Below are 16,189 nucleotides of genomic sequence, written 5' to 3'. Positions count from 1 at the left end.
AAATGGTAATTTCGCAAGAACTAAAAAAACAAAAGAATGTCCACGAAAAAAGTCAATCCTTTTTTTCGATTTATAAGTAAAAACTTTAAACGATTAGAGCGATTTATTTTTCTTTTAAAAACATTTCTAACACCTCGACAATTCATTTATTTTTCTTGTGTTTTAGTTGGAATTTCTTCAGCCTTAGCGGTGATTGTTTTAAAAGCATTTGCACACAAAGTTTACCAATTTTCTCAATACTTAGACGGTTATCTTCATTTACCCTATAGTAATAGTATTTTACCTGTCATTGGAATTATTTTAACTGTTTTTGTAGTAAAAAAATTCTTAGATGGTAGCATTCAAAAAGGAACATCTCACATCATGTATGCAGTGGCAAAAAAAGATGGAATTCTTCCTAAAAAGCAATTGTATTCGCAAATAATAACAAGTTCCTTAACTGTTGGTTTGGGTGGAAGTGCTGGTTTAGAGTCACCAATTACTGTAACTGGAGCAGCTTTTGGAAGTAATTATGCTCAAAATTATAGATTAAGTTATAAAGACAGAACCTTATTATTAGCTTGTGGTGTTGCTTCTGGAATTGCAGCTGCTTTTAACGCTCCTATTGCTGGTGTTTTATTTGCGATTGAAGTAGTATTAGCAGAAATAAGTATTACAGCTTTTATTCCAATTATGATTAGTGCTGCAACTGGTGCATTAATATCTACAATTGTTTTGGATGAAGACATCTTAATTACTTTTAAAAACGTAGAAAGTTTTGATTATCATAATATTCATTTTTATGTTCTCTTAGGCTTGCTTTCTGGTTTACTTTCCATTTATTATGCTCGTTATTTTAGAAAAATTGAGACCCATTTTGCCAAAAGTAGACTTGGAGTTTATCAAAAAGCTTTATATGGAGCTGGAATTTTAGCAATATTAATTTTCTTATTTCCAACATTATTTGGTGAAGGTTACGCTAGCATAAAAACTATAGCAGATAATCATCCTGAAAAAATATTAAACAACACCTTATTATCTGGTTTTGAAGACAATAAATGGATTTTATTAGCCTTTGTTGGAGCAACTATGATGGTGAAAGTCTTTGCTACAGGTTTAACTTTAGGTTCTGGTGGAAATGGTGGAAACTTTGCTCCTTCTCTATTTGTAGGTTCTTATTTAGGATTTGTACTCTCGTATTTTGTAAACGCAATTGGTTTAGCCAAGTTACCTATTACAAATTTTACATTAGTTGGAATGGCAGGAATTTTAAGTGGTCTGTTTCATGCACCTTTAACAGCAATTTTCTTGATTGCAGAGATAACAAGTGGTTATGAATTAATGGTTCCCCTAATGATAGTTTCATCTGTAAGTTATGCTATTTCAAAACGTTTTGAGCCTTATTCTTTTGACATCAAGCACTTAGCGGACAAAGGAGAAGTTTTTACAGATAATAAAGATAAAAATATTTTGACTTCTTTAGAATTATCAAAACTATTACAAACAGATTTTAAGGCAATTGTTGTTTCAGAAAACTTGAATGAATTAATTGATAAAATCCAACAATCCGATGAAATCATTTTTCCAGTTTTAAATGAAAAACAAGAATTAGAAGGTTTAATATATTTGGATGATGTTAGAAAATATATGTTTTCTGCTTTCAAAATCAAATACACTTCCACAGATGAAGTCATGCAACAACCAAAAGAAATAGTTTTCTACGACGAAACTATGGAAACGGTTATGGATAAATTTGAAAACAGTGGTTCTAAAGTTTTACCTGTTCTTAAAAATGGTAAATTTATAGGTTTTATTTCTAAACATTTTGTTTTAATAAAATATCGAGAAAAATTGAAAGATATGATTATTGAGTAAAACCCTTTAGAGTACAAAACTCTAAAAGGGCTATTTTTATTTACTTTTTTCTCCAACAAAATTGTCACTCTGATTTTTAAACAACACGTTAAATGTAGTTAAACTTCCATAACATCTTGTAATGTATTGTTGCAACTCAATTTTCTCAAAAGCTTCTAAATTACTTGAATTTATTTTTTGTTCCATCACACGTAGTCTATCTCTAACCATTATAATTTTATTGAAAAAAGTATCAATCGGAATTTCTTTGTTTTGAGTTTGTGTACCTGGTTCTAAAACGATTTTCCCACCTTTCCATTTATCTGCAATTGAAACTTTTGGTCCAATATCGCTATACTTTTCTAGCAAGTTCTTTAAGGCTTTTTCAATTTCATAAAAACTAACTGAATCCACTTCGTCTTCTAAAGCTTCAATTACTTCAAATTCACTGTCTAATTCAATTGTTTCTAATCCATTTTCTACAAAAGTTACCCAATAAAATTTTGGAGATACATTTGTAACAACTCCAATTCCCAATTCTTGATGTTTTATTCTTGATCCTATTCCTAATAATTTCATGTATTTCATTTTTTTAATCGCTCAAAAATATAAAAACTTTTCTTAAAACAATTCGTCTCATTCTTGAAATCTCTATAAAAATAGTATCTTTGCTTTTTGCCAAAAAATTATGCTAAAAACAGAAGAAACTATCGAAATTATTGGTGCTCGAGCCCATAATTTAAAAAATATTGATGTAATAATCCCAAGAGAAAAACTGGTTGTTATCACAGGTGTTTCAGGTTCTGGAAAATCTTCATTAGCCTTTGATACCATTTATGCTGAAGGACAAAGAAGGTACATTGAAACCTTTTCTGCTTATGCAAGACAGTTTTTAGGTGGTTTAGAACGTCCAGATGTTGATAAAATTGACGGACTTTCTCCTGTTATCGCCATCGAACAAAAAACTACCAGTAAAAGTCCACGTTCAACCGTTGGAACTATTACAGAAATATATGATTTTCTTCGTCTTTTATATGCTAGAGTTGGTGACGCTTATAGTTACAACACTGGAGAAAAAATGGTCTCTTATTCTGATGAGCAAATCAAAGAATTAATTGTTGAAACTTTTAATGGCAAAAGAGTCAATATTCTAGCACCTGTTGTTCGTTCGCGTAAAGGTCATTATCGTGAACTTTTTGAGCAAATTGCTAAACAAGGTTTCTTGAAAGTTAGGGTTGATGGAACCATTCGTGATTTAGATTTCGGAATGAAAGTCGATCGTTACAAAACGCATGATATCGAAATTGTTATTGATAGAATGGCTATTGATGCAACAGAAGATACAGATAAAAGATTAACTGAAAGCATCAAAACAGCTATGTATCATGGTGATGATATCTTGATGGTTATTGAACAAGAAAGTCAAGAAGTACGTTACTTTAGTCGAAATTTAATGTGTCCTTCAACTGGAATTTCTTATCCAAATCCAGAACCAAATAACTTTTCATTCAATTCTCCAAAAGGAGCTTGTGAAAACTGTAATGGTCTTGGAGTTGTGAATGAAATCAATCTGAAAAAAATTGTTCCAAATCCCAAATTATCTATAAAAGCTGGTGGTTTTGCTCCTTTGGGTGAAATGAAATCGTCTTGGATTTTTAAACAATTGGAAATTATTGCACATAAATTTGATTTCAAACTTTCTGATCCAATCGAAACCATTCCACAACAAGCCATGGATATCATTTTATATGGTGGAAATGAAAAATTTGAAGTGGTTTCAAAAGTAATGGGGATTACCAAAGAATATAAAATCGATTTTGAAGGTATTTCTAACTTCATCAAAAATCAGTATGAAGAGAGTAACACAGCATCTTTGAAACGTTGGGCAAAAGAATTCATGGACGAAAATGAATGTCCGGTTTGTGAAGGAAGTCGTTTAAGAAAAGAATCGCTTTATTTTAAAATTGACGATAAAAATATTGGTGAATTAGTTCACATGGATATCAATGAACTCTTTGATTGGTTCAAAAATTTACCTGAAAAATTATCTGAAAAACAAAATGCCATTGCGGTTGAAGTCATCAAAGAAATCGAATCTAGATTACAGTTTTTATTGGATGTTGGATTAAATTATTTGACTATTAATAGAAGTTCCAAATCGCTTTCTGGTGGTGAAGCACAACGAATTCGATTGGCCACACAAATTAGTTCACAACTTGTTGGAGTTTTATATATTTTAGATGAGCCCAGCATTGGATTGCATCAAAGAGATAATGAACGATTGATCAAATCACTTGAAAACTTACGTGATATAGGAAATTCGGTAATTGTTGTTGAACACGACAAAGACATGATCGAAAGAGCTGATTATGTGATTGATATTGGACCCAAAGCAGGAAGATTTGGTGGAAAAATCATCAGCGAAGGAACTCCAAAAGAATTATTAAAAGAAAACACTATAACTGCTCAATACATGAGTGGTAAAATGAAAATAGAAGTGCCAAAAGAAAGAAGAAAAGGGAATGGAAAAACCCTAAAACTTTCAGGTGCAACAGGAAATAATTTAAAAAATGTTACCGTAGAATTTCCTTTAGGACAAATGATTTCTGTGACTGGAGTTTCAGGTTCAGGAAAATCTACGTTGATTAATGGTACGCTCTACCCTATTTTAAATGCTCACTTTTTTAATGGTGTTAAAAAACCTCAACCTTACAAAAAAATTGAAGGTTTAGAACATATTGACAAAGTTATTGAAATTGACCAAAGTCCAATTGGTAGAACTCCTAGAAGTAATCCAGCAACTTACACGGATGTTTTTTCTGAAATTAGAAAATTATACACCATGACACCAGAAGCCATGATTCGTGGTTATAAAGCTGGTCGTTTTAGTTTTAATGTTTCTGGAGGAAGATGTGATACTTGCGAAGGTTCAGGTGTTAGAACAATTGAAATGAGTTTCTTGCCAGATGTTTATGTAGAATGCGAAACTTGTCAAGGAAAGAGGTTTAATAGAGAAACTTTAGAAATTAGATACAAAGGAAAATCAATTTCTGATGTTTTAAATATGACAGTTGATGAATCGGTTGATTTCTTTGAAAACATTCCGAAAATTCATAGAAAAGTAAAAACTATTCAAGATGTTGGATTAGGTTATATTACATTAGGACAACAAAGTACCACACTTTCTGGTGGTGAAGCACAACGAATTAAATTAGCATCCGAATTATCGAAAAAAGACACAGGAAACACTTTTTATATAATGGATGAACCTACAACAGGTTTGCATTTTGAAGATATTCGTGTTTTAATGGGAGTTTTGAATGAATTGGTAGATAGAGGAAATACAGTTTTGATTATCGAGCATAATTTAGACGTAGTAAAATTGGCTGATTATGTGATTGACATTGGTTATGAAGGTGGAAAAGGTGGTGGACAATTAATCGCAAAAGGAACTCCAGAAGAAATTGTAAAAAATAAAAAAAGTTACACGGCTCAATTCTTGAAAAAAGAATTAATTTAGCGTGTTTGTTAAATAATAAAAGAAAGAATATGTCAGTAGAAAAATACGAAAACGACGATCAAAGAATACAAGAAAAGTTAAAACAAAAGACTTGGAATGAAATAAGAACTAACGATTCGTGGGCAATTTTTAAAATTATGTCAGAATTTGTCAACGGATACGAATCAATGGGAAGAATTGGCCCATGTGTATCTATTTTTGGTTCAGCTAGAACTTTACCAGAAGATCCTTATTATTTATTAGCTGAGAAAATTGCTTACAAAATCAGTAAAGGAGGCTATGGAGTTATTACTGGTGGTGGACCAGGAATTATGGAAGCCGGAAATAAAGGAGCTCATTTTGGTGGTGGAACTTCAGTAGGTTTAAATATAGAATTGCCTTTTGAGCAACATTTCAATCCTTATATTGACAGAGATAAAAACTTAAATTTTGATTACTTCTTTGTTAGGAAAGTAATGTTTGTAAAATATTCACAAGGTTTTGTAGTTATGCCTGGTGGATTTGGAACTTTAGATGAATTATTTGAAGCAATTACTTTAATTCAAACAAAAAAAATTGCCAAATTTCCAATTATATTGGTTGGAACAGAATTTTGGTCAGGTTTAATGGATTGGATTAAAGCAACTTTAAGAGACAAGTACAAAACTGTTAGTCCAGATGATTTAAACTTAATTAAAATCGTAGATAATGAAGATCAAGTTTTAGAAGCTTTAGATAGTTTCTATAAGAAATATAATTTGTCTCCTAACTTTTAATAATATAAAAAGTCCTTTAAATTGAAGGACTTTTTTTTATAATTTTTTTTTAATAATACTTACTGTAATATTCAATAAAAATAATAATTGACTTATTATAGTTATAGTTAATGCAGAAAATAAAGCAAAATTTATTCTTTGAATAGTTTTTGAGTATTTAAAGAAAGACTCTATATTACTAGTATTAACTTCTAAATTTTTTACTACTTTGAATAAAATATAAATAATTATAATTCCCAGTATACTTATTATAACATGAGTAATTGAAAGCCAATTAATCAATGGAATATTAAATAATTTAATTAGAAAATATCCTAATGAAATTATTCCTAGAACAGTTGATAATATAATCGCTAAATGAAAATTATTAATTACGTAGTAAGTATCATGAACGTTAATATCCAATGTTTCTTTTCTATTTAAAAATCCCATAATCAAAATTATTGGAATCAAAATTAAAAAAGGAACATACGTCTTTTCAATAATCCAATTCATCTTTTTAATTACTTAATTATAATCTTTCTAGTAATACTTGAATTATCATTAGAAATTTTAACAAAATAAATTCCAGAAGTAACATCACTTAAAGATAAAATAATTTCATTAGTAAATGATACTTCTTTAATTAATTGACCTGTTATCGAATAAATTTCAGCTTTAGCTTCTGCTTCAATTCCAGCGATTACTACATAATCTGTTGTTGGATTTGGATAAACCACAACTTTAGAAACTTCAAAATTTTCATTAGATAAAACGTATGGTTGCCCAACATTACTTCCAAAAATATAACTCGCTAAATCTGGATTATCAATAAAAGGATTTCTATTTACTTGCCAAGTGTAGATATAGTTATTTCTATTCATTTCAAAATCATCTGGTGGATCTTGTTGGTGCCATTGTAATAAAGTAGCTAAATCACCAATAAAACCGCTTGGAGATTCTGCAACATTACCGTTCACAACATTTAAAGCGTTATATCGAACATCCATATAAAATAAAGCTCTTGCTACATCACCTTTCCAACTACCTTGTGTTCCTGATGGTCCATTGTAGTCAAGTCCATAGTTTCTATTGCCTCTTAAACTGTTTTCGGCTCCATCTTCAGCTCTAATATGGTGTGCATCTCCATGACCTGCTAAAACATCGTTTGCACTTACAGGAAACCAAATGTTTATGCCATCTGAAGAAGAGAACGTTCCATCTTGAAAACCACCTCTTGATTGCGGAAAAATATGTTCTCTATTCCAAACACCAATATTACTACTGCTTGTTTGATAGTCGATTTTTGATTTAGGTTGTTCCACATACATCAACCAAACTTGACTACTGTTTAAAGGATTTACATCACATTCTTTTAATATAAACTCCACATCTCCATAAGTATGCCCATGAACTACGTTTGGATCAGCAATAATATCTTGTAAGGCTTGTTTTAGAGTACTTCCAGATAAACCATTTAAACTTGAATAATAATTTGCAGGAGCTGTACTTGAAACAATACCATAAGTGGGGTTTAAAGGTGTTCCCCAAGGTTGAACAATAAAATCATTATCATGAACACGAACAATAACGTCATTATTGGTCAATGTATAAGCACTAGGTACATTTAGAACAGAAATTTTTAATTCTTCATCACCTTCATCTGTTGTATCGTCAAAAATTGTAATAGTTGCAGTAGCAGAAGATTGACCTACTAAAATTGTTGTAGTAAGATTTCCAGTAAAATCATTTACTCCAAAATTTCCATTAGAAAGTGTGTAATTCAAAATCAAATTTGAATTTTGAACAGGATTTTGAGTTGTAAAAGTGATTATAAAAGATTCACTTTCAGTTAATTCTGTTACAGATGAAGCTATTGAAATACCATTTAAAACAACACCAGTTCCATCATTATTTGCTCCTGGAGTTGGAGTAGCAACAGCATAAGTTCCATCATTATTACGTTGAATTGATTTTGTAGCAGCACTAGAAGTTTGATTTTCATTCACACAAACTGTTAAACCAAAAGTAGACATTAAAGTTGTAGGACTTGTTGTTGCACTGTTGGAATAGGCTAAAGCATCTACAACATTAGTAGCTGTTGCAGGAGTATCAAGAGGAAAATCAGATGCATTTCCTAAGTATAAAGCGACTAAATCAGGTCCGTTTTGAATAGTTGAATTAGGAATAACCAAAGCTGGAGATGGAGAAAGCAAAGAATTTCCTAATAAAAAAATTCCATTTATATCTGTAGAGTATCCATCTAAGTCAATTGAGTTGTAACTTAATGTTCCTGTTCCACTTGTGAAACCATTGTAAAAAACTAAAACATAACCATCTAAAGAAAAATTAGGAGTAGTAGATTTTAGCTCTAAGAATTCAAGGGTATCAGTACTTGGTGTATCTGCATCTAATTCATTAATAACAACTTGAGAAAAAATAAAGTTACACAACAGAAGTGTAAAAATTAAAAGTATTTTCTTAATCATAATTTTTTTTACAAAGGTAACTATTTAAAAATGAATGAAAAAAAATCATTGTTAAACTAATATCAACAATTCAGCAAAAATAATGTTAATATACCACTTGTTAAGTCTTGCTTTTGCTATATTTACATTCAAAAAATTGCTAAAATTTGAAATTAATTCGTTTCATACTGTTTTTCCTTTTGCTTCAAAGTAACGTTTGGGCACAACATAAAACAAATTTGAATGTAAAAGTTGATCCCAAAAATCATCTTTTATACGTTCAACAGGAAATCTTATATTCCAATAACACTACTGATACTCTCAAAACTATTTTATTAAATGACTGGAATAATGCATTTTCTTCCAAAAATTCTGCTTTAGCTAGACGTTTTTCAGATGAATTCTCTAGGGTTTTTCATTTGGCAAAAGATGAAGATAGAGGTTATACCAAAATTAATTCTATTGTAGATGAAAAATTCAACCAATTGGCATGGGAAGATTTTGATAATAGAGTTGATGTAAAAAAATTAACGCTTACAGAACCCATTTTACCGAATTCACAGCATAAAATTCTTTTGAATTATGTAGTAAAAATTCCGAATGAAAAATTCACTAAATATGGATTTGACAACAATGGAAAACTATATTTAAAAGATTGGTTTTTAACCATCCCAAGGTATGAAAACAAGCAATTTATTGTTCAAAGCAATGAAAACTTAGATGATATTTCAAACGCTTTAAGTGATTATAAAATTGATATTGAATTTCCTAAAAATTATGAAGTTTTTAGTGATTTAAAACGAACAGCGTTTTTTGAGGATTTAGATAGTAAAAAATATACTTTAACAGCTAAAGGAAAACAAACCATTTCACTTGTTTTTGAACCCAAAGAATCAATTTCTTTTAAAAGTTATAAAAATGAAAATATTGAAGTTGTTTCTAATTTTGAAGACAAACGATTATCTGAAATTGACATAGCTTTAGTAATCGATAAAGTTACCAAATATGTTACGAATCAAATTGGAGTTCCAAAAGAAAATAAAATTCTTATTTCTAATGATGATTACAACAAGAATCCGTTCTATGGTGTAAATCAATTGCCTTCATTTATCAATCCTTTTCCAGATGAATTTATATTTGAAGTACGATTTTTAAAGACCTATTTGAATAATTTATTAAAAGAAAACATCCAAATTAACCACAGAAAAGACCATTGGATTGAAGAAGGAATTCAACAATATGTTCTTATGAATTATATTGATTATCACTATCCAAAATTCAAAATGATGGGTAGCTTGTCTAAAATTAAATTGCTTAAAGGTTACAACATTCTTTCCACAGATTTTAATGATCAGTTTTATTATGTTTACCTGTTAATGGCCAGAAAAAACTTAGATCAACCCATTGGAAGTGATAAAAATTCCCTAATAAAATTCAACGAGCAAATAGCAGGAAAATATAGAGCTGGTTTGAGTTTACGTTATTTAGATGCTTACTTAGAAAACAATATTGTTCCAAAAAGTATTGTTGAGTTTCTGGAAATGAATAAAAACATGCAAACTTCAAGATATGACTTTGAATTCATTCTAAAACAAAATGCAGCAAAAGATATTGATTGGTTTTTTGATACTGTAATCAACAAAAGAGATTTAATTGATTATAAATTTGGATCTATAAAAAAACAACAAGAAAACATAAGTGTCTCAATAAAAAATAAAACATTAACAAACGTTCCTATACCTTTATATGGGTTAAGTAACGATACGATTGTTTATAAAAAATGGTTGACAAATATTAAATCAGACACCACTATTATAATTCCTAGAAACAATATTGATAAATTGGTTTTAAATTACAAAACTGAGGTTCCAGAATTTAATTTAAGAAACAATTGGCATTCTCTTAATGGTTTCATTTTCAACCATAGGCCTTTAAAATTTAGTTTTTTTAAAGACTTAGAAAACCCATATTACAATCAGGTTTTTTATGTTCCAACAGCTGAATATAATTTATATGATGGCATTAAAGTAGGAATGAAAATTAATAATCGTTCTGTTTTAAACAAACCATTTACATTTGATTTATCACCAGAATACTCTTCAAACACCCAAAAAATAGTAGGAAGTATATCAGGAATGGTGAATCAAAATGTTCGAGAAGGAAGATTATATAACATTCGTTATGCCATGTCAGCTTCTACTTCGCATTATGCTCCAGAAGCTTTGTATACACGTATTATTCCTACGATCCAATTTAGGTTTAGAGATGAAAATTTCAGATACAATAAAAATGAATACATCCAATTATCTCAATATTATGTGGACCGAGAAAAATCAGCTTTTACCACAGATGCTAACACGGATAATTATTCAGTTTTTAATGCTCGATACTACAATATTCAATCAGAAATGACTAAATATTATTCTTTTCACACAGATTTACAAATTGCAAATTCTTTTGGAAAACTAGCTGCTGAAATTGAGTATAGAAAACTGTTTGAAGATAACAGAAGAATAAATCTTCGTTTTTATATAGGAACTTTCATGTACAGAAGCACCAATTCAGATTTTTTTAGTTTTGGTGTTGATAGACCAACGGATTATTTATTCAATTATAATTTGTTAGGTCGTTCAGAATCTACAGGTTTATTTAGCCAACAATTTGTAATGAGTGAAGGTGGTTTTAAATCCAAATTTGATACAAGATATGCCAACCAATGGATTTCAACGATTAACGGAAGTTTTAATATTTGGAATTGGATTGAAGTTTATGGTGATGTAGGTTTAATTAAAAACAAGTCTATCAGTACTCAGTTTATCTATGATAGTGGAATTCGTTTAAATCTTGTTCCTGATTATTTTGAATTGTATTTTCCTGTTCAGTCTTCAAACGGATTTGAATTAAATCAAGATAATTATGGTCAAAAAATAAGATTTGTAGTTACTTTAAGTCCAAAAACTTTAATTTCACTATTTACCAGAAAATGGTTTTAGTATATAATCTTGAAAAATAATCACCTTTAGCGTGATTTTAGTTATTTATTTCTAATGAAATAGCCAAATATTATGAATAATTTATTTTTTGTTTAAAAAACAACAGCTATTAACATAAATAATTCATTCAATTTATTAAATTTGTACCAAACCCAATTGTATTATTTATGGAAGCACAAACCAAACAAAATATTTCATTTGAAGATTTTAAGCAAGAAGTTCTTTCTGACTTAAAAATAGCAATTACTAGTAGAGAATGTAGTCTTCTTGGTAGAAAAGAAGTACTTACAGGAAAAGCTAAATTTGGTATTTTTGGAGACGGAAAAGAAGTGCCACAATTAGCTATGGCAAAAGCGTTTAAAAATGGTGATTTCCGTTCTGGATATTATCGTGATCAAACCTTTATGATGGCAATTGGAGCTTTGAACATAGAACAATTTTTTGCTGGTTTGTATGGTCATACCAATTTAGAAAATGATCCAATGAGTGCTGGTCGTCAAATGGGTGGACACTTTGCAACGCATAGTTTAGATGAAAATGGAAACTGGAACAACTTAACGTTACAAAAAAATTCGAGTGCAGACATCTCTCCTACTGCTGGACAAATGCCTCGTTTGCTAGGTTTAGCACAAGCTTCAAAAATATATAGAAATGTAAACGGAATTACCAATAAAACTAACTTTTCAATCAACGGAAATGAAGTAGCTTGGGGAACAATTGGAAATGCCTCAACTTCTGAAGGTTTATTTTTCGAAACAATCAATGCTGCTGGAGTTTTACAAGTACCAATGGTAATGAGCGTTTGGGATGATGATTATGGAATTTCTGTTCATGCAAGATACCAAACTACTAAAGAAAACATCTCTGAAATCTTAAAAGGATTTCAAAGAGATGAAGATAATAAGGGTTACGAAATATTAAGAGTAAAAGGTTGGGATTATCCTGCTTTAATTGAAACCTATCAAAAAGCTTCGGAAATAGCCAGAGAAGAACATGTTCCTGTTTTAATTCACGTGCAAGAATTAACACAACCACAAGGACATTCCACTTCTGGAAGTCATGAAAGATACAAAAATGCAGAACGTTTAGCTTGGGAAGCTGAGTTTGACTGTTTAGCAAAAATGAAAACTTGGTTAATTGAGAACAATTTAATTACAGCTGAAGAAATTGAAGAGTTAGAGAAATCAATCAAGAAAGAAGTTTTAGAAGGAAAAAAAGCAGCTTGGAATGCCTACTTAAATCCAATCAAAACGGAACGTGATGAATTAGTGGAATTATTAAATTCAATTGCTGCTTCTAGTTCAAACAAAGTTTTTATTGAGAAATATGCTTCAGATTTAGCTTCTATAAAAGAACCAATTCGAAAAGACACGCTTTCAACCGCTAGAAAAGTATTGCGTTTAATCAAAAACGAAGACAGTAAAGCCAATTTATCATCTTGGATTTTTGGATATAAAGAAACTATTCAACCTAAATTTAGTTCACACTTATTTTCTTCTTCGAAAGATGCTATTTCAAAAATCAATGAAATAAAACCAACATTTGATGATTCAGCAGAAGATGTTGATGCAAGAGTTGTTATTAGAGATAACTTTGACGCTATTTTCTCAAAATATCCTGAAACCTTAGTTTTTGGGGAAGATGCTGGGAATATTGGTGATGTAAACCAAGGTTTAGAAGGAATGCAAGAAAAATATGGAGAATTCAGAGTTTCAGATGCTGGAATTCGTGAAGCTACTATATTAGGCCAAGGCATTGGAATGGCTATGAGAGGTTTACGTCCAATTGCAGAAATTCAATATTTAGATTATTTATTGTATGCTATTCAAATCATGAGTGATGATTTAGCTACACTTCAATACAGAACCAAAGGAAGACAAAAAGCACCTTTAATCATTCGTACACGTGGACATAGATTGGAAGGAATTTGGCATTCAGGTTCTCCAATGGGAATGATAATAAACGCTATTCGTGGAATTCACGTTTTAGTACCAAGAAACATGACTAAAGCAGCAGGTTTTTACAATGCTTTATTGCAAACCGATGAACCAGCTTTAATCGTAGAATGTTTGAATGGATACCGTTTAAAAGAAAAAATGCCAACTAATCTAGGAGAATTCACTACACCAATTGGAGTAGTAGAAACCATTAGAGAAGGTTCTGATATTACAATTGTTTCTTATGGTTCAACATTAAGAATCGTAGAACAAGCGGCTAAAGAATTACAAGAACATGACATTAATGTTGAAGTTATAGATGTTCAATCGTTATTACCTTTCGATTTGAATCATGATATTGTAAAAAGTATTCAAAAAACAAATCGTTTATTAGTAGTAGATGAAGATGTTCCTGGTGGAGCAAGCGCTTATATTTTGCAAGAAATTATTGAAAATCAATCAGCTTATAATTACTTAGACAGCAAACCACAAACCTTAGCTGCTAAACCTCACCGACCAGCCTATGGCACAGATGGTGATTATTTCTCAAAACCAAGTGCAGAAGATATTTTTGAAAAGGTTTATGAAATAATGCATGAAGCGAATCCGAAGAAATATAGTAGTTTGTATTAGAAAATAATAAAAAATCCCGATTTTAATTAAATCGGGATTTTTTTATGTCATTAATAACACTGTTTTTACCTGTAAAATTTTCTAATGAATCTAAATATTTTAATGAAGTTTCGCTATCATTAGTGTAATAATACAATTCAGAAGCTTTTAAATATCTAAAACATTTATTATCATAATTTAAACTAATCCAATTTTCTAAAGTTTCTGCATATAAATACTCATCTTTCATTTCATGAGTGATTTTAACTTTTAAAATATAAAAATTTGGGAAAGTCTGAAAATATTCTGGAATCTGATTGAACATATTTAATGCTTCATCATATTCTTTTCTTTCATACAAAGAATTGCTCGCAACCAAATATTTTTGTGCATGATAATATTCTGTTACATTCATTAATTGGTTTTGAATTGCCCAATTAAAATGTAAATTCAAATTAAAACTTGTTACAGTTGATATATAATTTGTTATGTGAATTTTATTGTTTCTTTCTTCTAAAATAAAATCAGTTATTTCAAAATTATCATTATTTTTTATCATGATTAATGCATGATATTTATTCTTTTCCTTAAATAGTTTTAAAAGTTTGGTTTCACTTTCTTTAGTAACTATTTTCATTATATTTTTTAAATACGGTGCATAAATCTGAAAAAGTTGATTAACTACATAAGTTTTTCTCAGTTTATATTGATTAGCAACACCTAAAGTATCTGATGTTTTTTTGATATCGTCTAAAATAAAATTTATATCAAACTTATCTTGTAGTTTTTTGACTTCCTTTTTTTTAATATTTATAACTATTTCTTCAGCGTATGCTTTATATTCATCCTCAGACAATTCACTATCTGAACAACCAATAAGTATAAAAAAGATAACGAAAAATAGATAATAAATATTTTTCATTTTATAACTTCCTCCTTTGCTTCTCAGCCTTAATCAAACTCAATTCTCTACTAGTCTGTCCAGCTACAGAAGTGTTTTCTTCGGCTCTTCTTATTAAGTAAGGCATCACATCCCTAACAGGTCCAAAAGGCAAATATTTGGCAACATTGTACCCATGAGCTGCTAAATTATAACTGATATTATCACTCATACCATATAATTGTCCAAACCAAATTCTAGTGTCATTTGGCAAAATTTTACGCTCTTTCATTTGTTGCATCAACTTGTAAGAACTCTCTTCGTTGTGAGTTCCTGCAAAGATTGACATTGTATCAATATGGTCTAACATAAAAGTTACAGCTGCATCATAATTTTCATCAGTAGCTTGTTTGGAAACACAAATCGGAGATTTATACCCTTTTTCTTCAGCTCTTGTATTTTCTTTTTCCATGTAAGCACCACGGACCAATTTCATACCTATATAAAAACCTTCTGTTTTAGCTTCTTCGTGTAGTTTTTTCAAATAATCCATTCGATCCCAACGATACATTTGTAACGTATTAAATACAATGGCTTTTTCTTTATTATATTTTTGCATCATTTTAGCCACAACATTATCAGCAGCATCTTGCATCCAACTTTCCTCACCGTCAATCAAAACCGCTACATCTTTATCATAAGCTGCTTTACAAAGTTTGTCAAAACGCTCCACTACTCTATTCCATTCATCTTGTTCTGAAGCTGTTAACTCTTTATTTTCTCCAATTTTTTGATATAAAGCAAAACGTCCCAAACCTGTTGGTTTAAAAACAGCAAATGGTATAGCATCACGCTCTTTTGCAAATTCTATAGTTTTCATAGTCATAGCAAAAGCAGCTTCAAATTGGTCTTCAGCCTCTTTACCTTCTACAGAATAATCCAAAACCGATGAAACTCCTTTGGTATACATTTTATCTACAACACTTAAACAATCATTCTCATTAACACCACCACAAAAATGATCAAAAACAGTAGAACGAATTAAACCTTCTACAGGTAAATGAGCTTTTAATGCAAAGTTAGTAACTGCCGTTCCAATACGAACAAGTGGTTGACTTTCAATCATTTTAAACAAAAAGTAAGCTCTTTCTAACTCAGAATCACTTTTTAAAGCAAAAGCAGTTTGTGTATTTGTAAATATTTTTTCCATTG

General features: G+C 30.0%; 10 protein-coding genes. 5 read left to right on the top strand and 5 right to left on the bottom strand.

What is annotated here, in order from left to right; genetic code table 11:
- The first annotated feature begins 36 nt into the window (after nt 1–36).
- Complete coding sequence (locus AABJ49_RS10525; protein ID WP_338378234.1) at nt 37–1,854, top strand: chloride channel protein; 1,818 nt, start codon at nt 37–39, stop codon at nt 1,852–1,854.
- A 36-nt stretch (nt 1,855–1,890) separates the two neighbouring features.
- Here AABJ49_RS10525 and AABJ49_RS10520 read toward each other — a convergent pair whose 3' ends face one another.
- Nucleotides 1,891–2,412, bottom strand: coding sequence for a hypothetical protein (locus tag AABJ49_RS10520; RefSeq protein WP_338378233.1), 522 nt, complete (start codon nt 2,410–2,412; stop codon nt 1,891–1,893).
- Nucleotides 2,413–2,521: 109 nt separating this feature from the next.
- Here AABJ49_RS10520 and uvrA point away from each other — a divergent pair, with 109 nt between their 5' ends.
- Together uvrA and AABJ49_RS10510 are read left to right on the top strand one after the other, a co-directional pair.
- The gene (uvrA, locus tag AABJ49_RS10515; protein WP_338378232.1) at nt 2,522–5,353 is read left to right on the top strand and encodes an excinuclease ABC subunit UvrA; all 2,832 of its coding nucleotides are present in this window, start codon (nt 2,522–2,524) and stop codon (nt 5,351–5,353) included.
- Nucleotides 5,354–5,382: 29 nt separating this feature from the next.
- A complete protein-coding gene (locus AABJ49_RS10510) occupies nt 5,383–6,108 on the top strand; it encodes a TIGR00730 family Rossman fold protein (RefSeq protein WP_338378231.1) in 726 nt (241 codons plus the stop codon).
- A gap of 36 nt (nt 6,109–6,144) precedes the next feature.
- On the opposite strand, the gene AABJ49_RS10505 is transcribed toward AABJ49_RS10510, so the two are convergent.
- Together AABJ49_RS10505 and AABJ49_RS10500 are read right to left on the bottom strand one after the other, a co-directional pair.
- Nucleotides 6,145–6,603, bottom strand: coding sequence for a hypothetical protein (locus AABJ49_RS10505; RefSeq protein WP_338378230.1), 459 nt, complete (start codon nt 6,601–6,603; stop codon nt 6,145–6,147).
- An 8-nt stretch (nt 6,604–6,611) separates the two neighbouring features.
- On the bottom strand, nt 6,612–8,576 hold the full coding sequence (locus AABJ49_RS10500; RefSeq protein WP_338378229.1) for an endonuclease: 1,965 nt from the start codon (nt 8,574–8,576) through the stop codon (nt 6,612–6,614).
- 218 nt (nt 8,577–8,794) lie between these two features.
- Here AABJ49_RS10500 and AABJ49_RS10495 point away from each other — a divergent pair, with 218 nt between their 5' ends.
- Together AABJ49_RS10495 and AABJ49_RS10490 are read left to right on the top strand one after the other, a co-directional pair.
- Nucleotides 8,795–11,548: an aminopeptidase gene (locus AABJ49_RS10495; protein WP_338378228.1), complete on the top strand. Its 2,754-nt coding sequence runs from the start codon at nt 8,795–8,797 to the stop codon at nt 11,546–11,548.
- 167 nt (nt 11,549–11,715) lie between these two features.
- Nucleotides 11,716–14,118 carry a thiamine pyrophosphate-dependent enzyme gene (locus tag AABJ49_RS10490; RefSeq protein ID WP_338378227.1) on the top strand — a complete coding sequence of 801 codons (2,403 nt, stop codon included), beginning with the start codon at nt 11,716–11,718 and terminating at the stop codon, nt 14,116–14,118.
- Nucleotides 14,119–14,140: 22 nt separating this feature from the next.
- On the opposite strand, the gene AABJ49_RS10485 is transcribed toward AABJ49_RS10490, so the two are convergent.
- Both AABJ49_RS10485 and AABJ49_RS10480 read right to left on the bottom strand, forming a co-directional pair.
- Complete coding sequence (locus AABJ49_RS10485) at nt 14,141–15,019, bottom strand: hypothetical protein (protein WP_338378226.1); 879 nt, start codon at nt 15,017–15,019, stop codon at nt 14,141–14,143.
- Between the two features lies 1 nt (nt 15,020).
- Nucleotides 15,021–16,187 carry a proline dehydrogenase family protein gene (locus tag AABJ49_RS10480; protein ID WP_338378225.1) on the bottom strand — a complete coding sequence of 389 codons (1,167 nt, stop codon included), beginning with the start codon at nt 16,185–16,187 and terminating at the stop codon, nt 15,021–15,023.
- Nucleotides 16,188–16,189: the final 2 nt, after the last annotated feature.

The organism is uncultured Flavobacterium sp., assembly GCF_963922255.1.
Classification (GTDB): Bacteria; Bacteroidota; Bacteroidia; order Flavobacteriales; family Flavobacteriaceae; genus Flavobacterium.
Note: the sequence above shows the minus strand (reverse complement) of the source record. Positions and strands in the feature narration are given on the sequence as shown.

Excerpts from the sequence above, each read along its gene's own strand:
- AABJ49_RS10510 (WP_338378231.1), top strand. The coding sequence starts at position 5,383 with ATGTCAGTAGAAAAATACGAAAACGACGATCAAAGAATACAAGAAAAG.
- AABJ49_RS10485 (WP_338378226.1), bottom strand. The coding sequence starts at position 15,019 with ATGAAAAATATTTATTATCTATTTTTCGTTATCTTTTTTATACTTATT.
- AABJ49_RS10505 (WP_338378230.1), bottom strand. The coding sequence starts at position 6,603 with ATGAATTGGATTATTGAAAAGACGTATGTTCCTTTTTTAATTTTGATT.
- uvrA (WP_338378232.1), top strand. The coding sequence starts at position 2,522 with ATGCTAAAAACAGAAGAAACTATCGAAATTATTGGTGCTCGAGCCCAT.
- AABJ49_RS10500 (WP_338378229.1), bottom strand. The coding sequence starts at position 8,576 with ATGATTAAGAAAATACTTTTAATTTTTACACTTCTGTTGTGTAACTTT.
- AABJ49_RS10525 (WP_338378234.1), top strand. The coding sequence starts at position 37 with ATGTCCACGAAAAAAGTCAATCCTTTTTTTCGATTTATAAGTAAAAAC.
- AABJ49_RS10490 (WP_338378227.1), top strand. The coding sequence starts at position 11,716 with ATGGAAGCACAAACCAAACAAAATATTTCATTTGAAGATTTTAAGCAA.
- AABJ49_RS10520 (WP_338378233.1), bottom strand. The coding sequence starts at position 2,412 with ATGAAATTATTAGGAATAGGATCAAGAATAAAACATCAAGAATTGGGA.
- AABJ49_RS10480 (WP_338378225.1), bottom strand. The coding sequence starts at position 16,187 with ATGGAAAAAATATTTACAAATACACAAACTGCTTTTGCTTTAAAAAGT.